The organism is Puniceibacterium sediminis, assembly GCF_900188035.1.
GTDB lineage: Bacteria > Pseudomonadota > Alphaproteobacteria > Rhodobacterales > Rhodobacteraceae > Puniceibacterium > Puniceibacterium sediminis.
Window position 1 is genome coordinate 1 of the sequence record NZ_FZNN01000002.1, and the last position, 20,192, is coordinate 20,192.

Genomic DNA, 20,192 nt, shown 5'->3' on the forward strand with positions numbered 1-20,192 from the left:
GTTCTCTGTCTACGGCACAGGGTGCTGAAGTCAGGAACGGACCAATTCAGCCCCGCCAGCCGCAGTAGGCTGGCCACCATCCCCGCGGTCTGTCGCAACGGGAGCTTAAAAAGAACCTTAACCGAAAGGCAGAACTGGATGGCGGCATCGGAGAAGACGGGTGGACGGCCGGGGCGGCCTTCATGCGGTGCCAGCCAAGCCATGTCTTGGTCCACCAAGATCAACATCGAGCCGCGCCTGCGCAGCGCCGCGTTGTAGCTGGACCAGTTCGTCGTGCGGTAGCGGGCGGGAGGTGGCTTGCTCATAAAGACCCTCTAACCGCATAGATTCACGTTGTGAATCGTCCATAGTCAGAGTTGTGCAACAATGCCAGTTGCGACACTACTCTTGGCATACGCGTCACAGAGATCGCGCATGAGTCAGTTCGAGACAAGGGAGCATCGCCCAAAGATCGTTTCATCAACAGAGCCCATGGCCTGACCAAAGCCCATCAAGAACGTGGCGATCCGCTCCGACCTAATATTGATGTCAATCTGAGTAGTATTACTAGAAGTTGTGCTAAAGTCATGTTTAGTTGTTTGTTCTCAGGGGGGGCAGTCGTGTCTCAATCACATCTGGGCGGTGCACAGATCACGCGCCGCATGTTTCTTAGATCCACAGGCGCTGCTGTTGCCGTTTCCGTAATGGGGGTTCCGGGGCTCGCCACGACGGCAAATTCTGGTCCAGCCGCAATCGGGGCAACTGCCTCGGCGATGCCTGGGGTTGCTAGTCAGCGTATTGACGGGCTGGCCAAAGTGACGGGCCAAAAGGTCTACGCACGGGATTTCAATGCACGAGACATGCCAGGCTGGCCGCAAGGCCAATGGTACGCGATGTATATGCGGGCCCTAACCACCGGTAGCGCCTTTGAAGGGGTCGATCTCAGTTTGCTGCCTGCGACGGCGCAGCCGACCCGGGTGGTGCTGGGCAACGAACTGAACGAGGTGCTTCGCGCGCCCAAGCTGCAATTCAACCGTGACCTGCATTTGCAGGAGCGGATTGCTCAGCTGCGGGCCAAAGGAGGCAATAGTCAAAATGACAACAGCTTCGACCTGCCCCCGGACATGTCCTATGATCTGATCGTGGTGCCCGGCAACGTGCCCGACTATCTGGGGCAGGCGGTCGCGCTTTTGATGTTTGACAGCCTCGCTGCTTTTCGATCCGCCAAGTCCGCAATGCAGTTCAATGATGCAGCCTTTCAGGTTTATGAGACCACCGACCAAGACAGTCCGGCGATGGGCAGCGCATTTTCGCCCCAGACCACCTATGTGAAATACAACGATGAGTTCAGCTATGCTTCGGCGGATCCTGAAACATATATGGACCAGGTAGGTGACTATCAGAGCAAAATCCGCAGGTCGCTGGGCCGCGAGCCGGACCTGATCCGACAGCCATTTCAGGCCGATATGCGGGCGATGGATCCGATGTTCATGGAACCAGAGGCCGGGTTGGTCTGGATCGAACAGGGCACTGGTACGATGAACATCGTTCTGGGCACGCAGTCGCCCGATGGCGACATCAGCAATATTCTGTCCATGTATGACAGCCCCGATGCGCCAGAGCATCTGCAGGCGGTCAACCTGACCAGCTGCTATCCTGGGGGCGGGTTCGGCGGGCGGGACAGTTCGCCATTTTCGCTCATGTTGGCACTGGCGGGCGCCTATTCCGACGGCAACCCCGTGCGTCTGGCCTATGATCGGTTCGAACAGTTTCGCGTTGGATTGAAACGTCACGGGGCAAGGCTTTCGGGCGAGCTGGTGGCTGGCGTTGACATGAAGCTGGAAGCCGTACAGATGAATCTGACCTTTGACGGCGGCGGTGAGCGTAACCTCAGCCCCTATGTGGCCTCACTGGGGGCGCTTTGTGCCGGCGGATCCTACAAGGTGCCGAAGGCCAGTATCTTTGCAGAAGCCCTGCATACCCAGAACATCACGGGCGGCTCTCAGCGGGGCTTTGGCGGGCCGCAGGCGTTCTTTGCCGTTGAAACGGCGTTGGACGATCTGGCTGCAGCGCAGGGGTGGGATCCTGTGGAATTGCGCGCAGCCAACCTGATCTCTTTGGGCGACACCACCGTCGTTGGCGGCCCGATCGAACAACCCTTGCGCCTTGACGAAATGCTGGAGATTGCGAGTAACCATCCGCTCTGGGCCGAGCGTGAGGCGATCCGGCAGGACTATGGCTCGCGTGGCATGACCTACGGCACCGGGATTGCCATGTCGTTGCAGGCCTATGGCACCTCGGGTGACGGTATGGTCGCGTCCGTCCGGCTGGAACCCGATGGCACCCTGACGGTGCAATCGGATGCGGTCGATATGGGGAATGGATCGGCCACCACGCTGGGGGTAACCATCGGCCCGATCTTGGGCTCCAATGCCGCGCGGGTGGATATGGGCTGTTACACGCTGTTCGGTCAAACCGGGCTGACCACAGATGATCCGGGCGGAGAACGTTGGGAAAAACCTAACTGGACGGCCAAATCCGTAGGCTCGTCCTCGGCCTGCCTGACCGGACTGCATCAGGTGCACACCGTCCAGCAAACCGCAAACGCGCTGTTTGAGGGCTCCATCCTGGCCGCCGCTGCACAGATATGGGGTGTTGCGGGCGTGTCTGCTTCGGAGGTCGTCTGGCGGGACGGCGCGCTTGGCCGCATAACCGTCGAAGGCAATCAACTGAGCCTGAAAACTCTGGCCGAAGAAATCCATGCCAGTGGTCTGCCTACCGGAGCGCTCGGCCATGCCTATTTTCAGAACACATGGGCGCAGGCACAGTACCAGACCCCCGGTGGCAGCTTGCTGCTGAAGCTTGACGGGCTGTCGTTTTATCACGCAGGCGGTGGCGATCCGGTGCAGATCGAGCGACAGGAGACAAGGGGACCGGACAAGCACAGCACGCGATATGCGCGCTATGTCTGGGCACCCTGCATCAATGTAGTTGGTCTGACTGTGGACACGAAAACCGGCGCGGTCCAGGTCGAGAACGTCCTGAGCGTTCTGAACGCTGGCCATATTCATGTGCCTCAGCTCGTCTCGGGGCAGAGTCAGGGCGGCGTTGCCATGGCCATCAGCTATGCCCTGCTTGAGGATATGCCACCCGGCATGGACGGTCCGGCAGATGGCATGTGGAACCTCAACCGCTATCACATCGCCCGCGCACAGGACGTTCCCTTGCGAAACGTCTACACGCCGGGCTTGCGCGGTCAGGAACTTATCACCCTTCCCCAACCGGAGGGTAGCGAACCTGCAGGCCGCGGTATAGCCGAGGCGGTGATGTGTTCGATCCCACCGGCGATTTCAAATGCACTGCGCGACGCTACGGGAAAACGCTTTTCATCGCTGCCGATAACGCCGACGAAAATTATGGAGGGTCTTGGCCAATGACGCTTTCTTTTACTGTCAACGGTGCGGCGTACAAGTTGGACGAAGGCCGCGCAGAAGAGCGGCTGATCGATTTCTTGCACGAAGATCTGAACCTGACGGGGACAAAATTCTGCTGCGGGATCGGCGTGTGCCGGGCCTGCACCGTGCAGGTATCCAAGCCGCCCAACCCAACGCCGTCGCCGGTGATCAGCTGTTCGACCACCTTGGGCATGGTGGACGGTAGCGCCATTTCGACCATAGAGTCTGTGGCCACAGACGGGGTGCCGGATGCGGTACAGCAGGCCTTTCTCGACAATTTCTCGTTTCAGTGCGGTTATTGTACACCCGGGTTTGTCATGGCGGCGCGGATGCTGCTGGCGGGATTGCGGGCCCAACCGATCCCGGAGGAACAGATCGATGCGGCGATGATGCAGGCGATTGGCAGTCATATCTGTCGCTGCACCGGCTATGCGCGTTATTTCGAAGCCTTGCGGCCGCTCGCAGTAGCGGCCAATGCCGGGGAAGGAAACTGACGATGAAGATCGCATCTCTATTCGCCACGGCGCTTTTGTTTTTTGCCGGGCCGGTTGCGTCTCAGACCTCTTCAGAGATCTATAGCGCGGCATGCATTGAAGAAATCGGTGCAATCCCGGTCTTTGACTGCGATGCAGGGGTGGTTGTGCCCGTCACCGTCGATGGTGTCCGTGTGAGCGACCATGCCCCGCCCCTCTGCGATCATCCGGCCCTGCTGAGCAATGGCGCGGATTCCGATGGTCAATGCGTACCGCATTCCCGCATTCTCAACCTGTCGACGGACACCGCCCAGGTGTCGGTGATGTGCCGCCAAAAACTGTATCGCGCGCCAGACAGCACCGACTATGATGAGATCGACGTAATCGCGCATAATCCCGATACCGGCGCAACCTGCTGGTTTCAGGCAAAGGCCGACGCCGAGACCCCCGTCAGTGGTTTGCAGGTTCCCTCGCCCACTTCTGCGATTGATGGCAGTTTTTGGGCCGAGCCAGAGCGTGTTGCCAGTGACGGTTGTGGCTTCTGCCACGACAATGATCCGTTCATGTATTCGCCCTTTGTGGGGCAAGTCTGGTCGCATGTGCCGGTCAATCCCTTTGGGCCCTATGCCCATGTTGACCCGGGAGGGATCTTTGCGGACTGGCCGACCACAGTGATGAATATGCGCGACAATACCTGCACGGGCTGTCACAGGATCGGCTCCGGCCAGCTGGGAGCAGAGGGTCCATGGGGGACTGAAAAGCCGGGGACTTGCGGGCAGCTTGCCGACTGGATGACGGGCCAGCAGATCCCCGAGGGCGCGGATAGCCGCGCGGCGACCTATCCCGGCAGCCATGCGATGCCCCCGGGGTTCGGGGAGACTGAGGCCGCGTGGAATGTGATCTATGCCGAAGCCACCAGCATGGTGAAGTCCTGCTGTTCCGATCCTGAACAGGCGATATGCAGCCTGACGCCGATACAGTCCTATCTTGATGAGATATATTCAAAACGATGAAATCCTTTTGACCCGCGTGTTGGAATATGGGTCCTGTCGCAAGTTTCGCGGATGTCTGTCATGTCGACTGTATCGTCGGATATGCTTGCGCAAAAGCTGGCGACGGGAAACCGTTCATGAGGATAGGTTTCATGAGCTCTCATTAGCCAAAGCTATGTGCCTCCAGGCAGTGTCATTTCGCGATCTGGAAGAGATATTGGTAGCCTGCAGCTCGGGAATTTCCGCCAGCAATCCTTCTGGGCGGATGCTGCGCTTGATCACTGGTGCTCCCCCCTAAAATTAGTGGTGTTCAAAAGTAGAATTTTCTCGGCAAGATATCTGAGGAGATTTACGATGAAGAACGGACGATTTAGCGATGCGCAGATCATGGCTGTGTTGAAGCAGGCGGAGGGCGGTGTGCCGGTCTCTGAGCTGTGCCGGGAGCATGGGATGAGCAGTGCCAGCTTTTACAAATGGCGGGCCAAATTTGGCGGTATGGACGCGTCGCTCATCGCAGAGATGAAGGACATGGCCGAGCAGAACCGCCGCCTCAAGAAGATGTATGCGGAGATGAGCATGCAAAACGAGCTGCTTAAGGAAGCCCTTGGAAAAAAGTCCTAAGGCCGTCCATTGCCCGACAGGCGAATGTCGGCATTCGCCGACAGGGTCAACGACGAGAGATGGCCATGAAGGTGGTCGCCGTGCATAGGGGGCAGTGTCGCGCTGGCGTGCCGCACGTTCCAGATCAGTGAGACATGTTATCGCTATAGCCCAACGCTGAGCGACGAGAACGAGGAAATCGCTGATTGGCTGGAACGTTTGACCACTGCCTGTCAGGGCATTGGAAATGCCTGAGAAGGGGCGAACAAGCGCAGTTGGGGCTTTGGCCTTTGCTTTCTGTATCTGCGCAACGTGCAAGGCTATGGCTGGAACCACAAACGCGTCTATCCCACTGGCCGTCAGGTGATTGCCTGCAATCACCGTCAGGCGGATCTACCGCGAACTGGAGCTGAATCTACGCCCCTCTCGGGACATTGCTGGGCAATGCCCTGCCGGGTGACAATCAAACCCAAGAAACGGCTGAAGCGCGACAAGCCAGAACCGCTGGCTGTGCCTGACAAGCCAAATGAGACGTGGTCGATCATTGCCCGGCAGGCGATGCGAAGCATCGCTGGGAGGGGATTTATGGCCGATCAGCTCTCTGACGGCCGGTCGATCCGGACACTGAACGTCCTGGATGACTTCAATCGCGAGGGCCTTTGCATCGAAGTCGACTTCTCATTGCCAGCCGAGCGCGTGGTGCAGAGTTTGAACCAGATCATCGAATGGCGTGGAAAGCCGCAGGCCATTCGTATCGATAATGGCCCCGAATATGTCAGTGGCAAGCCCCCCCCTCGGGACATTCCTTCGGAATACCCTGCCGGGCAATGCATGGAATGGGCTGAAAAACAAGGCATTAGGCTCGTATACATCCAACCAGGAAAGCCCCAACAGAACGCCTATATCGAGCGCTACAACCGCACGGTTCGGGGCGAATGGCTCAGCCAATACATCTTTGAAACGATCGAGGAGGCGCAGGATCAGGCCACGGTATGGCTATGGACTTACAACAACCCCTCTCATGGTTTGCACGCAAACCACTGCCGGGCAGCGGACCGACCCAACATGGGCATCGGCGGCATAACACCCGCTATGAAACTGAAAACAACCGCCTGAATTCTACGGCTGGACCCCATTAAAAATGGAGGGATTACCGATCCGGGCAGGTCAGCGAGAGCGCGCCTTGCGCAGGAGGCAAATGGACGAGGTTGATCTTCATCAATGCGAGTCAGGGCGGGATCGGGCATTATGGGCCGAGAAACTGGGGATTCGCCCTTTAATTTTCACCGAAATTCAGGAGCCGCCAACATGACCAAAGCGATTCACGAAAAGACATCTTCGCAATCGGGCGCACCGGAAAAGGCGCTTGAGGTTACACAGTTGGCGCAAACTGCCAGCGTTGCGGCATGGCTCGATCTAATTGAGGAGAGCACGCGGTTCGTGACAGAGCGCTGGGAACAGGACGTGAAGACGCAGCAGGCGTTGTTCGCTTGCCGCACCCCGCAGGACCTTCTGAAGCTTCAGTCCGACTACTGTCAGAAGGCAATAGAGCAATATACCGATCAGGCGACCCGGATGAGCGGCAAGATGTCCGGCGCCGCGACCCAGACAATGGGCGACATGAGCGCGACTTCGGCCCGCAAGTATGATGATGTCCCACTTTGAGCGTCACAAATTAGGTCCGGCAATATGAACCGGGCGAGCTGGCGCTGACGGTCTGACATCAGCGCCTTGAGGTTGAACGCCCCGGTGTTTCACAGGGCGCTCAGGTCGTCACAGGTATCTGTTTACCAGATTTTCCAGCCGCTCCTGTCGGCCAGAACGCGGCTGCGGGTTGATCCCTTCGGACTGAACGCGGGCGGCGATGCTCTCAAGATCGCTGTCGAGCATGGCCTTGGCGGTCGCCGTTTCCCAGCCCGAGTAACGCTCATCCCGCGCCGCTTCGAGCTTGCCATCTTCAAGCATTGCCGCCGCCGCCTTGAGCCCCGCCGCGCAGGCATCCATTCCGCCCACATGAGCAAGGATCAGATCCTCGGCATCCAGTGACTGGCGCCGCAGCTTGGCGTCGAAGTTGGTGCCACCGGTGGTGAACCCGCCAGCGCGCAGAACCTCGTAGTAGGCCAGCGTCATCTCGGGGACATTGTTCGGAAATTGGTCGGTATCCCAGCCGGACTGATAGTCGTTCCGGTTCATGTCGATGGATCCGAAGATGCCAAGCGACCGCGCCATCGCCAGCTCATGCTCGAACGAGTGGCCCGCCAGAATGGCATGGCCCTGCTCGATGTTCATCTTGACCTCGTTCTCCAGCCCGAATTCCTTGAGGAAGCCGTAGACCGTGGCGACATCGTAATCGTACTGGTGCTTTGTCGGCTCCTGCGGCTTTGGTTCGATCAGAATCGCGCCGTCAAAGCCGATCTTGTGCTTGTAGTCGACGACCATCTGCAGGAACCGCCCCGCCTGGGCGCGTTCGCGCGCCAGATCGGTGTTGAGCAGTGTTTCATACCCTTCGCGCCCGCCCCACAGGACGTAATTTTCGCCACCCAGCTGTTTCGTTGCATCCATGCAGGTCTTTACGGTCGCTGCGGAAAAGGCAAAGACATCAGGGTCAGGGTTCGTGGCTGCACCCGACATGAAGCGACGGTTGGAAAACAGGTTCGCCGTACCCCAAAGCAGTTTTACGCCGGTCGCTGCCTGCTTTTCCTCAAAGTAATCGACGATCTCGCGCAGGTTGCGGGTGTTTTCGGCAAAATCCGCGCCTTCGGGGCGCACATCCGCGTCATGGAAGCAATAGAACGGCACATCGAGTATCTGGAACATCTCGAACGCTACATCGGCCTTCAGCTTGGCCAGTACCATCGTGTCGCCGAACCAGGGGCGCTCGAACGTCTGGCCGCCAAACGGATCACCGCCGGGCCAGGCAAAACTGTGCCAATAGGCGGCGGCAAAGCGCAGGTGATCCTTTAGCGTCTTTCCCATCACAACCTCTTCAGGGTTGTAGTGACGGAAGGCGAAATCATTGTCGCTGTCCGGCCCCTCGAACTGGATTTTCGGGATGCCTTGGAAAAAATCGGTCATGGGTGGGGTCCTTCAGGTCAGGCTTTTCAGGGCCGTATAACTTTCGCGGTAGCGTGCGTGTGCCTCGGAAAAGGCCGGGGCGAGGGCGATATCCGGGTCGATACTGCGTTCAATCGGAGGCGCGGTGGCGATTTCGGCACCGGCGCCCGTGGCGGCCATCATGCCCAGACGTGCGGCACCAAAAGCTCCGCCGAAATCACCCGAGACAGGCAGGTCGATGGGCATGCCAAGTGAGGTGGCAATTGCCTTGACCCAGTAATCAGAGCGGGTGCCGCCACCAACGCCGATCAGGCGCGTGATCTGTGTGCCGGTGCCGGTCAGCGCGTCGAAACTGTCGCGGAAGGCGTGGGTGACACCTTCCAGAACGGCGCGGGTCAGGGCTGCGGTGTCGTTGCTATGATCCAGATGCAGGAAGGCACCCCGGATCGCAGCATCGTTGTGCGGTGTCCGTTCGCCGCCAAGGTAGGGCAGGAACAGCATGCGTCCGGGGGCCCTGAGATCGCCCAGAGACCTGGTCAGCGCATCCGCCTTTTGGCCCACGGTTCCGGCAAACCAGTTCAGAGCATCCGCTGCCGCCAAGATCACGCCCATCTGGTGCCATGTGTCGGGCAGGGCGTGGCAGAAGGTGTGCACGGCACTGGCTGCGTCCGGCTGATAGGCGGCGGATGACGCAAAAAGAACGCCCGAGGTGCCAAGCGACACGAAGGCCTCGCCGGGTTTGACCACGCCGACGCCGACCGCGCTGGCCGCATTGTCGCCGCCGCCACCCGCAATGACGACCCCTTTGGGCAGGCCCCATTGCGTGGCGAGCGTATCACGCAGGGTGCCCGAAACTTCGGACCCTTCGACCAGACGTGGCATGTGATCCCGGCTGAGGCCCGTCGCGGCAAGCAGGTCATCGGACCAGTCCCGCGCGCCGGTGTCGAGCCAGCTTGTCCCGGCGGCATCCGACATTTCGGCCACGTGATCGCCTGTCAGCCAAAGACGCAGATAATCCTTGGGCAGCAAGACCTTGGCGACCTTGCTAAATATCTCGGGTTCGTTTTCGTTGACCCACACCAGCTTGGGCGCGGTGAACCCGGGAAAAACGATGTTGCCAGTCAGGGCGCGAAAACGCGGATCGGCGTCCAGCGCCGCCGCCTGTTTCGCGGACCGTGTGTCGTTCCACAGGATGCAGGGCCGCAGAACGGCGTCATCCGCACCGAGCAGCGTGGCCCCGTGCATGTGGCCCGACAGGCCGATGCCCGCCACACCGTCCAGAGATACCTGCGACGCGAGCGCGCTCATCACCTGATCCGCCGCCTTCAGCCAGCTTTCGGGATCCTGTTCGGACCAACCATCGTGTGGGCGGGCCACGGTCAAAGGCGCAGTCGCCTCTGCCAGAATCGTCTGCTCCGAGTCGATTACGATCCCTTTGAGCGACGACGTGCCCAAATCCAGCCCGATATACATGCCGCTCATGCTGCCGCCTTGGGGTTCTTGCCCAGGATGATCATCGACAGGATGTCATCCTCGGTCACATCCTCGACCCGTTCGGTGCCGACGATCTGGCCGTTCTTCATCACCGACACCCGGTCGCAAAGCTCCATCATCTCGCGCGTGTCGTGGCTGATCAGGAAAATGCCAAGACCCTGCTTTTTCAGCTCGGTGATCAGGTCGGCAACCATCTTGGTCTCGTGTACACCCAGCGCCGCCGTGGGTTCGTCCATGATCAGAATGCGGGCCTTGAAATAGACCGCGCGCGCAATCGCGACCGACTGGCGCTGACCGCCGGACAGGGCCGATACCGGTTCCTTCAGTTTCTTGAAGTTGGGGTTGAGCCGCGCCATGATCTTGCGCGTTTCGGCCTCTTGCCGCGAGTCATCGACAAAACCAAAGGGCGTGGTCAGTTCGCGCCCCAGAAACAGGTTCGACGCGGCATCAAGGTTATCGGCAAGCGCAAGCGTCTGATAGATCGTCTCGATGCTATTGGCACGGGCATCGCGGGGGGACTGGATGTCGACCTTTTTACCATTGATCCAGATCTCGCCCGCATCTGCCTTATAGGCGCCGGACAGGATCTTGATCAGGGTCGATTTACCGGCACCGTTATGGCCCAGCAGTCCCACGACTTCGCCGGGGTAGAGGTCGAGGCTCACGTCCTCGACCGCATGTACGCCGCCGAAGGCAATCGAGATATTCTTCATCTGCACAAGGGGTGTGGTCATTTACTTGGCTCCCGTCCGCTTGCGATATTCGATGTCCACCCAGACGGCAAAGACCAGAACCGCACCCACCACAATATTCTGATAGGGTGCGTCGACCCCAACCATCGCCATGCCTGATTGCAGCGACTGCATGATCAAGGCACCAAAAATCGCGCCGTAGATCGTGCCGATGCCGCCCGAGAGGGCCGTCCCGCCAATCACCGCCGCCGCGATTACGCGAAGTTCGTCCAGCGTGCCGATGTCATTGGTGTGATACCCCAGCCGGGCCGAAGCGACGACGCCGCCCAAGGCGCAGAGCACTCCGACCATGGCAAAAATCTTGACCGTCAAAAGGCGTGTGTTGATCCCCGACAGGCTTGCCGCATCCGGGTTGCCGCCGGTGGCAAAGATGTAGCGACCCAGCCGTGTGCGCGTCGCGATAACTGTCATGACGATGGCGACAAAGATAAGCAGCAGTACGGAATAGGGGATGCCGTAAGCGACGTTGCAGCCTTCGGCCTGCGCACAGCCGTAGGCCGCAAAATCCCGCGCCACAACGCGCTCGGGCAGTTCATAGGCGTTCAGCACTGCGACAAAACCCAGGATCGCGAGGACCGTGACGGCGATCACCGCAACTTCGGCCCAGACCGGTTTGACCGGGAATTCATGGCGAATCTTGGTGCGCCGCGCTGACCAGAGGCCGGCGGCAGCCGCCACAGCTGCTGCGATCCCGATGATCCAGCTCCAGTCGGCGCCCAGCGTGCCTGTGATCCCGCCGAACAACACATATGTTTCGTCAAGCGGCCCAATCGTTTGGCCGCTGGTCAGATACCACCCGACGTTGCGCCAGACCAGAAGCCCGCCCAATGTCACGATAAAAGCCGGAATGCCGCGATAGCCCACCAGCCAGCCCTGCATTGCGCCAATCAGGGCACCCGTCAGCAGCCCCAAGCCGATGGTGATCCAGGGAATCAGGGGTGACCCGATCTCGATACCCAGCATTCCGGGCAGCCACCGCGTCTGTAGCATCCCCATTACCGCGGTGCAGGTGGCCAGAAGGGCACCGACAGACAGGTCGATATGGCGGGTGACGATCACGAAGACCATGCCGGTCGCCATGATGGCGACGCTGACCGTCTGGATTGTCAGGTTGAAGATGTTGCGCGGTGTCAGGAAACGTCCGTCGGTCCAGACGTTGAAGACAAGACAGACCACCAGAAACGCCCCGATCATGCCCAAAAGGCGGGTGTCAAGTTCTAGCTGTTTGAAAATGTTGCGCTTTGTTGCGGGCGTCGGTGTGGATTGTGTCTGATCAGACATTCTTGCTCCAAGGTGCAGTAGGTAGTCTGCAGGTCATCGCGGCGGTTCGTCGGCACGGTCTGTGCGGAACGCCTGCGGAAAAAAAGATCCCGGCCCGCACGGATGCAGGCCGGGAATGGTCAACTTAGTTGCAGGGCGCGGGGCCGTCGGTCACACCCTGGCAGAGCGCGTCCTTGGTGATCCAGCCGGCATCGACCACGACGGACAGGTTGTCCTTGGTGATCGGCACGGGGGTCAGGAACATCGCATCCATCTCGGTCCCCGAGGGCGACGTCCAGGGCGCGGCGCCCGCAATCTCGACCTTGCCATCTTCGTCGCTGGCCAATTCCACGGCGATTTCCGCAGCAGCCTTGCCCAGATCACGTGCGTCCTTCCAGACGGATACGGTCTGCGTTCCCAGCGCGACGCGGTTCAGCGCAGCGTGGTCGCCGTCCTGGCCGGACACCGGAATGCCCTCCATGCCCTGTGCGGTCAGTGCCGCTACTGAGCCACCCGCAGTGCCGTCATTCGAGGCAACAACCGCGTCGACCTTGTTGTCGTTCGCGGTCAAGATCTGTTCCATGTTGCGCTGTGCGTTCGCGGGCAGCCAGCCGTCGGTATAGGCTTCGTCCACGATCTTGATAGCGCCGGAGTCGATGGCTGCTTGCAGAATTTCCTGCTGTCCGCCACGCAGGAAGTCAGCGTTCGGATCGGTGGGCGACCCCTTGATCATCACGTAGTTACCCTCGGGCTTGGCGGCCAAAACAGCGCGCGCCTGCATCCGGCCCACTTCGACGTTGTCGAAGGTGAGGTAAAAGGCGCGCGGGTCTTCGATCAGGCGATCGTAGGCCACGACCGGAATGCCTTCGTTCGCGGCGGCATCTACGGCCGGGCCGATGGCGGCAGTGTCCTGCGCCAGAATGATCAGCGCGTCGACACCCTGTGCGATCAGCGATTCAACGTCCGACAGCTGCTTGGACGAAGATGACTGCGCATCGGCCGACACATAGGTCGCGCCCGCTGCTTCAAGGGCTTCCTTGATGGCGGCTTCGTCGGTCTTCCAGCGCTCTTCCTGAAAGTTCGACCAGCTGACGCCGACGGTCATGCCGTGGCTTTCGGCCAGAGCGGCCGAGTTTAAACCAACGACGGCGATGGCCGCTGCTATAATGGATCTATTCATAATGTCCTCCCGAGACGTATCCCCGCCTTGATGCGGGGCGTGGGGCCTGCAGCCCGACCCGCGCAAAATGCCATATTTATTTCAGGTGTCAAAATAAAAAAGACGTCACGGAGCCTAGGTGGTGCATTTTTTGCTGTTAAACCGCAAATAATTGCGGCAAATTCGGTTTCAGGGAAGGGGCTCACCTTTGCGGGTGCAGCAATTAGTTCGATTTGCAAAAAATACATGAAACCGGCGTCAGCCGCATAGAGGACGCGCCGCGAATCAGCGGCTGCGGACCGATTCTGTCGGCTTCTGCTGCGCCCTCTCGGCCTTTGCGCCAGCAGATTTTCGAATCGGTTCGCGCGGCGGGCCGAAGCGCGCGAGCTGATGTGACCCGCAATCTGGGTATTAGCGCTGGATCGGCTACTACGCTCAGCGCAGAACTGATAGCCGCCGGTTTCCTGCGTGAGGTCGAGGGCCTGACACGCGAGGCGGGGCGGGGTCGCCCGCCTGTCGCGCTCGAAGTGGTCCCGGATGCGCGGCTGGTCATCGGGATAAAGCTGTCCGATGCGCTGCACACGGCGGTACTGACCGATTTCGCGGGCACTGTGCTTGCCAATGCATCGCAGCCTACACCGGATCACCGCAAATCGGTGGAGAATATCCTGACCGAGGTGAGCGATCTGATCGCGGCCCTTCTGGCAAATGCCGATCGCTCTTTGTCCGAGGTCAGCGCGATCGGTGCCGGACTGTCCGGTCTGATTGATCACAATACCGGAATGGTGCTTTGGTCACCGCTGCTCGATCAGCGTGATCTGCCACTGGGGCCAGCGCTGCAGCAGCGTTTCGGCCTTCCGGTGTTTCTTGATAACGATGCCAACATGCTGACCCTGGCGGAATTGTGGTTTGGCGCAGGGCGAGCGCGGTCGGATTTCGCGGTGGTCACGATTGAGGAGGGCGTCGGCATGGGCGTGGTGCTGGGCAATCGCCTGTTCCGTGGCAGCCGCGGTATCGGGCTGGAACTGGGACACACCAAGGTGCAATTGGATGGTGCCCTGTGCCGCTGCGGTCAGCGTGGCTGTCTCGAAGCTTATGTCGCCGACTATGCTCTTGCACGCGAGGCGGCAACGGCGCTTGGTCGCAACGCACACAACCTGCAAAGTGCCAGCGTCATGTTGGACAAGCTCTTTGCTCAGGCCAAGGCGGGCAATGTCTCGGCGCGCACCATCTTTCGCCGTGCCGGGCGCTATCTGTCTTTGGGTCTGGCAAATGTGGTGCAGCTGTTCGATCCGGAACTGATCATTCTGTCGGGTGAGCGCATGCAGTACGACTATCTTTATGCAGAAGAGGTCATGGCCGAAATGCGCGCCCTGATTCTGGCGGATGGCCGCGAACCCTGTCCGGTCGAGATCCATGCCTGGGGTGATCTGGTCTGGGCCCGTGGCGCATCGGCTCTGGCGCTGAGCGCGGTCACCGATATGGCGCTTGGTGAAGGCTGGGCGGGATGATCCGGGCGGTGCTACTTTGCCTGCTTGCTACCTCAACGGCGGCTGATCCGTTGTTCGAGGACCATTCCGACGCCCTTCCGGAACACATCTATTCGGGCGGATGGGAGCATTTTGTCGGCGGTGGCGTGGCGGTTTTCGACTGCAACGGCGATATGCGGCCAGACATCTTTGCCGCCGGTGGCGAGGCGTCGGCGATCCTCTTGCGCAATATAGGCGGGTTTACCTTTGACGCTGTCCCGCTGGAGGAAATGACTTCTGTCACCGGTGCCTATCCTTTGGATATGGATGCTGATGGCTGGATGGACCTTTACGTGCTGCGTGTCGGGCCGGACAAGGTGCTGAAAGGTGGCCCAGATTGCACATTTTCCGACGTGACTGACGATTGGGGAATTCCGCAAAGTGACCAGTGGAGCACGGCATTCACTGCGTGGTGGGTGGATGATCGCCGACCGCAGATTGCCGTGGGGCACTATGTCGACCGCGCGAACGCAGAGGGGCCATTTGGTGCCTGTGACACCAATACCCTGCTGATCCCCGAGGCCAAAGGCTACCGCGCTGACATTCTGGCGCCGGGGTTCTGCAGTCTGTCGATGCTGGCGGCGCGGGATGCGCGGGGTCGTGCGACACTGCGTATTTCGAACGACAGGCATTACTATGTAAAGGGCGGCTACGAACAGATGTGGGACATCCCGCTGGGCCGGTTTCTGGACGAGGATGACGGTTGGGCCAAGGTGTCGCTGTGGGGTATGGGGATCGCTAGCCGGGATCTGACCGGGGATGGCAGGCCAGAAGTCATGCTGACTTCCATGGCCGACCAATTGCTACAGATTGCCCAGGCGGATGGCACCTATGTGGGGGCACCCCACGACATAGGCACCTATGCGACGCGACCGCATGTGGGCGATGACGGGCGGCCGTCGACAGGATGGCATGCGCAGTTTGGCGATGTGGATAATGACGGGCGCGCCGATCTGTTCATCGCCAAGGGAAATGTCGATCAGATGCCCGGCATGGCGATCCATGACCCCAACAACTTGCTGATGCAGCAGGCGGACGGAACCTTTGTTGAGCGGGCCGCTACGGCTGGCGTTGCCACAACGGCACGGTCCCGCGGCGCGGCGCTTGCGGATTTCGACGGTGACGGGCGGCTGGATTTGGTGGTTTCCAACCGCCGTGCGCCGCTGGAGCTGTATCGCAACGTGACCAAAGGGACTGGCCACTGGCTGGAGGTCGCACTGACCCAGCCGGGGGGCAATCGCAATGCAGTCGGGGCGCAGGTCACGGTGAACGGGCAGGTGCAAGAGATCACGATCGGCGGCGGCCATGCTGGTGGGCAGGCCGTGCCACTGCATTTCGGTCTGGGGGGTGAGGCCACGGCGCAGGTGTCGGTGATCTGGCCGGATGGAGAGGTATCCGATGAAAACGTTCAGGCGGACAGGATGATATCCCTGTCCCATCCCTGACGTCAGCGCGCCACCGGTAGCCCGCTGGGCAGGCTTTCCGGCACGCCCAGCCGCCCCTTCATGGCGGCAGAGTCGGTGAGAGTGCCAAGAAAAGCCACGAGGTTCGCGATGTCATCGTCGCTGAGCGGGACTGACCAGGTCGCGGTGGCGGAAATGGCGGCGACCTCCTCTGCGTCGGCCATGAGAAGCCCGTCGTCAAATGGCAGGTTTGGCAGAACGGCCTGAGTTATGTCGTAGTCTCGTAATCCCGCGGCGGGGTCCGCATGGGAAGCGATGAACCCAGCCAGATCGGCATGTCCCCCGGCATGGCCATAGGGCGCGGTCAGCGCGATGTTGCGCAGGGATGGCGTGCGAAAGGCATAGAGATCCTCCTCCTTACCGGTCACGCGATAGCGGCCTTCGTCTCGGAAATGGCTCTCAAATTTTGCTGCCTTGCCCGGCCCGATCTGGGGCGCGCCCATGGCGTGAAAACCGTGGTCGGTCTGGAAGGGACCAGAGTGGCAGGTGCTGCATTCGGCGCGGCCGTAGAACAATTCCATCCCTTTATTCGCGGTCGTCGGCAGGGTGCTTTCGCCTCTCAGGTATGCATCGAACGGTGACGTGTCGGAACGCCATTCCAGTTCCATGAAGGCGGCAATGGCGTTCGAGATATCGGTAAAGGCAATGTCGTCCGGCCCTGTGATATGCGGATAGATCTGGGGAAACCGGTCAGCATAACCCGGCACTGCTGCCACCCGGCGTGCGATCATGTCCCACGCGCCACCCGGACCGGTGATCAGCCCTTGTCGCACAGCGCGGGATACGTCGTTTTCCTGTACATGGCCCGCCATCTCATCAGCGCTGACCACGGGGAACATGGTCTGAGCTGAAAGAAGCGAGGCGAATCCTACCACCATGTCGTCGTCCAGCGGGGTGCGGAAACCACCGGGGCGGGCGGGATCGACTTCGATCCGGCCATCGTCAAAGAGGCGGGTGAACTCGTGCGCGCCAAGGTTGAATAGGGCGGGCGCGTTGCGGGGCACGCGGGCCTCTGGCGGGTTGGCAGGGTCGGCGCGCCGGTCCGGGCCTAGGCCGATGCCGCCGTCGCCCAGCGAAAGGGACAGCCCGTCGCCGGTGCCGAACCGGGGGTGATGGCAGGTGGCGCAGGACACCTCGCGGTTGCCCGACAGGATCGAGTCGTAGAACAGCAGCTGACCCAAGGCGGCCTCTGCCGGATCGACCGGCGCATAGGCGGCATCGGTTATCGGCGCGGGTATCTCTTGCGCCCAGACTTCAGGCACCAGCGCGAGGCTGACAAAGATCGCCGCAATCCCGTTTCGCATGAACAAACTCCCCGCTGCTTCCGCCATATTGGCCGGGCGGGAGCGGTACCGCAAGGGACCGGGCGCGCGTCAGGCGTAGCGTTCCGCCGTCAGCCCATCCATGGCGATTTCGGGCGTCTTGCCCAGCACCACATCAGCCACGGCACGGCCCGACCCGCAGGCCATGGTCCAACCCAGCGTGCCGTGCCCGGTATTGAGGAACAGGTTGTCATAGCGTGACCCGCCCAGAACGGGTGTGCCGTCCGGGGTCATCGGGCGCAGGCCTGTCCAGCCTTCGGCCTTGGTGATATCACCGCCCTTGGGGAACAGATCGCTGATGACGTGTTTGACCGTGTCAGTGGCGTGCGGCCCAAGGCGGTTGGAATAGCCTGCAATCTCGGCCGTGCCGGCAACACGGATGCGGTCGCCCAGCCGGGTGATCGCCACCTTGTGCGTCTCGTCCATCAGCGTGGATTGCGGGGCATAGGCATCGTCGGTGACGGGCAGAGTGACCGAGTAGCCCTTGACCGGATAGACTGGCAGCCTGACCCCGATGGGATTGAGCAGGCGCGGGCCAAAGCTGCCCAGAGCGCAGACATAGGCATCGCCCGTGATACGCCCTGCCAGTTCAGTATCGACGCCTGCAATCTTGTCATTTTCGATGGCGATGGCGCGGATCGACTGGCCGTATTGAAATTCGACCCCCATTTCGGCGCATTTATCGGCCAGGGCGATGGTGAACATCCGGCAGTCGCCCGTGCGGTCTGCGGTCAGGCGCAGCCCGCCGACGAACTTGTTGCGCACTTCGGCCAGGGCCGGTTCGACGGCAATGCAGGCGTCGCGGCCCAGAACCTCGTAGGGGCTGTCATATTCGGCAAGGATATCCTGATCGGCCTTGGATCCCTTCATCTGCTTGGCCGTACGGAACAGCTGCAAAGTGCCCTGCGCGCGTCCGTCGTATTCGATGCCCGTCTCGGCGATGAGGTCCGGCATCACATCGCGCGAATAGTTCGAGATGCGCACCATCCGGCCCTTGTTGATGCGATAACTTTCGTCGTTGCAGTTGCTGATCATCTGCGCGCTCCACTTCCACATCGTGGGGGAGATAAGCGGCCAGATGAACAGTGGGCGCCGTTTCATGAATAGCCATTTCAAGGCCTTTACCGGGATGCCGGGGGCCCCCCAGGGAGAGGTCATGCCGTAACTGAGCTCACCCGCATTCGCATAGCTTGTTTCCAGCCCGGGTCCGGCCTGCCGGTCGAGCACGACAACTTCGGCACCGCCTTTGGCGAGGTAATATGCGGTGGTCACGCCAATGACACCTGCTCCCATCACGACGACTTTCATGGCGGTCCCAATCCTTTTCCCGGTTCAACTCCAGCATGCGTCGGGTGGCGTTGGTCCACAAGGCGCGAGGCGCAGTAGCCTTGGTCAGGGAGTGGGAATTGTGTGAAAACGGCAGGCTGGGGGGCAGAAGTGAGCGACAGGCATTGAACCGGCCCTCAACACATAGGCCGACGCCAGCCGGTCAGGCGCTGCCCGCATGGCCAATGCCTTGGACGTAATGTGACGACCCTCGCGCGCAAAGGCCGCGATCTATCAGCTTGCCGGGCACCGCCACGCCAGACCCCAATTCAGCTCCATGGACCCAGTGATCTGCCGCCGCCGCGACGCACATGCGGGATGTTCGAATTGCCGGTGACAGATTCGCGTCGCGGTGTACGAGCAGGGGCTGATCCGGCCATCTGGCGCAGGGCCGCAACGCGGTTTTCCGTGGCGGGATGGGTTGCGAAAAGGTTGTCGAATTTGCCGCCATGCAATGGGTTGATGATGAACATATGCGCCGTGGCGGGGTTACGTTCGGCTGTTGCGTTATCTATTTGCGACGCCCCAGCCTGAATCCGCTCTAGCGCAGAGGCAAGCCAAAGCGGATGACCGCAAATCTCGGCCCCGGCCTTGTCGGCGGCATATTCGCGGGTACGGCTGATCGCCATCTGCACCAGTCCGGCGGCCATCGGGGCCAGGAACATCATAGCGAGTGTGCCGATCATGCCCAGCCGCTCGCGGCTGCCGCCAAAGAACAGCGCAAAGTTGGCCAGCATGGAAATCGCACCGGCAAAGGTGGCCGTCACGGTCATGATAGCCGTGTCGTGGTTGCGGATATGGGCCAGCTCGTGGGCGATCACACCGGCCAGTTCTTCGCGGCTGAGGTTATGTATCAGACCGGTGGTCACAGCGACGGCGGCATTCGCAGGGTTGCGCCCGGTGGCAAAGGCATTCGGCTGGGGCGTGTCGATCAGGTAGACCGCAGGCATCGGCAGTCTGGCGTTGTCGGACAGCTCGCGGACCATCTGGGACAGCCCGCTTGGATCGCGCGCGCCAACAGGACGCGCGTTGTGCATTTTCAGCACCATTTTATCCGAGGACCACCATGTGACCGCGTTCATGCCCGCAGCGATGACAAGGGCAATCGTCGCACCGGTCGCGCCGCCCAGAAGGTAGCCTATTGCCATGAACAGCGCGGTCATTGCCGCCATCAGAATGGCCGTCTTGAAATATCCCATCTCCGTACCTCCGCTCACCTACTCGATTGTATATAGGCAGTGAGGGAGGCGGCGATAAGAAGTGCTGATCGAAAGGATGCCCGGAAATTCTACTGTGCCGGGCGGCGTTCGCTGATCGATTTCATGCAATGTGGT

General features: G+C 60.6%; 15 protein-coding genes and 1 pseudogene. 7 read left to right on the forward strand and 9 right to left on the reverse strand.

The features are described from left to right. On the reverse strand, nt 1-305 hold a 305-nt coding region (locus CHB75_RS02665; RefSeq protein WP_176439043.1), incomplete at its 3' end, for a transposase. 567 nt (nt 306-872) lie between these two features. On the opposite strand from CHB75_RS02665, the gene CHB75_RS02670 reads away from it, so the two are divergent. The 5 genes and pseudogenes from CHB75_RS02670 (at nt 873) to CHB75_RS02690 (ending at nt 7,164) form a co-directional block, all read left to right on the forward strand. After that, complete coding sequence (locus tag CHB75_RS02670; protein ID WP_176439044.1) at nt 873-3,416, forward strand: xanthine dehydrogenase family protein molybdopterin-binding subunit; 2,544 nt, start codon at nt 873-875, stop codon at nt 3,414-3,416. Continuing rightward, the gene (locus tag CHB75_RS02675) at nt 3,413-3,928 is read left to right on the forward strand and encodes a (2Fe-2S)-binding protein (protein ID WP_089268994.1); all 516 of its coding nucleotides are present in this window, start codon (nt 3,413-3,415) and stop codon (nt 3,926-3,928) included. The genes CHB75_RS02670 and CHB75_RS02675 overlap by 4 nt, the downstream gene beginning before the upstream one ends. 2 nt (nt 3,929-3,930) lie before the next feature. Beyond that, complete coding sequence (locus CHB75_RS02680; protein WP_089268995.1) at nt 3,931-4,920, forward strand: hypothetical protein; 990 nt, start codon at nt 3,931-3,933, stop codon at nt 4,918-4,920. Between the two features lie 333 nt (nt 4,921-5,253). Beyond that, nucleotides 5,254-6,615: pseudogene (locus CHB75_RS02685) on the forward strand (transposase). A gap of 192 nt (nt 6,616-6,807) precedes the next feature. Further along, the gene (locus CHB75_RS02690) at nt 6,808-7,164 is read left to right on the forward strand and encodes a phasin family protein (RefSeq protein WP_176439045.1); all 357 of its coding nucleotides are present in this window, start codon (nt 6,808-6,810) and stop codon (nt 7,162-7,164) included. A 108-nt stretch (nt 7,165-7,272) separates the two neighbouring features. Here CHB75_RS02690 and xylA read toward each other — a convergent pair whose 3' ends face one another. The 5 genes from xylA to xylF all read right to left on the reverse strand — a co-directional run bounded on the left by xylA (nt 7,273) and on the right by xylF (nt 13,239). Beyond that, a complete protein-coding gene (gene xylA, locus CHB75_RS02695) occupies nt 7,273-8,574 on the reverse strand; it encodes a xylose isomerase (RefSeq protein WP_089268997.1) in 1,302 nt (433 codons plus the stop codon). Nucleotides 8,575-8,586: 12 nt separating this feature from the next. Then, the gene (gene xylB / locus CHB75_RS02700; RefSeq protein ID WP_089269294.1) at nt 8,587-10,026 is read right to left on the reverse strand and encodes a xylulokinase; all 1,440 of its coding nucleotides are present in this window, start codon (nt 10,024-10,026) and stop codon (nt 8,587-8,589) included. A gap of 5 nt (nt 10,027-10,031) precedes the next feature. Beyond that, nucleotides 10,032-10,781: an ATP-binding cassette domain-containing protein gene (locus CHB75_RS02705; RefSeq protein WP_089268998.1), complete on the reverse strand. Its 750-nt coding sequence runs from the start codon at nt 10,779-10,781 to the stop codon at nt 10,032-10,034. Continuing rightward, nucleotides 10,782-12,080, reverse strand: a complete 1,299-nt coding sequence (locus CHB75_RS02710) for a sugar ABC transporter permease (RefSeq protein ID WP_089268999.1) — start codon at nt 12,078-12,080, stop codon at nt 10,782-10,784. Between the two features lie 124 nt (nt 12,081-12,204). Further along, nucleotides 12,205-13,239 carry a D-xylose ABC transporter substrate-binding protein gene (gene xylF / locus CHB75_RS02715; RefSeq protein ID WP_089269000.1) on the reverse strand — a complete coding sequence of 345 codons (1,035 nt, stop codon included), beginning with the start codon at nt 13,237-13,239 and terminating at the stop codon, nt 12,205-12,207. A gap of 221 nt (nt 13,240-13,460) precedes the next feature. Here xylF and CHB75_RS02720 point away from each other — a divergent pair, with 221 nt between their 5' ends. Then, on the forward strand, nt 13,461-14,729 hold the full coding sequence (locus CHB75_RS02720; protein ID WP_089269295.1) for an ROK family protein: 1,269 nt from the start codon (nt 13,461-13,463) through the stop codon (nt 14,727-14,729). Then, on the forward strand, nt 14,726-16,192 hold the full coding sequence (locus tag CHB75_RS02725; protein WP_089269001.1) for a CRTAC1 family protein: 1,467 nt from the start codon (nt 14,726-14,728) through the stop codon (nt 16,190-16,192). Before CHB75_RS02720 ends, CHB75_RS02725 begins: the two co-directional genes overlap by 4 nt. A gap of 2 nt (nt 16,193-16,194) precedes the next feature. Here the strand turns inward: CHB75_RS02725 and CHB75_RS02730 are convergent, their stop codons facing one another. The 3 genes from CHB75_RS02730 to htpX form a co-directional block, all read right to left on the reverse strand. Continuing rightward, nucleotides 16,195-17,514, reverse strand: coding sequence for a cytochrome-c peroxidase (locus CHB75_RS02730; protein ID WP_089269002.1), 1,320 nt, complete (start codon nt 17,512-17,514; stop codon nt 16,195-16,197). 69 nt (nt 17,515-17,583) lie between these two features. After that, nucleotides 17,584-18,840, reverse strand: a complete 1,257-nt coding sequence (locus CHB75_RS02735; protein ID WP_089269003.1) for a D-amino acid dehydrogenase — start codon at nt 18,838-18,840, stop codon at nt 17,584-17,586. Between the two features lie 287 nt (nt 18,841-19,127). Further along, nucleotides 19,128-20,057, reverse strand: a complete 930-nt coding sequence (htpX, locus tag CHB75_RS02740) for a zinc metalloprotease HtpX (RefSeq protein WP_089269004.1) — start codon at nt 20,055-20,057, stop codon at nt 19,128-19,130. Between the last annotated feature and the right edge of the window lie 135 nt (nt 20,058-20,192).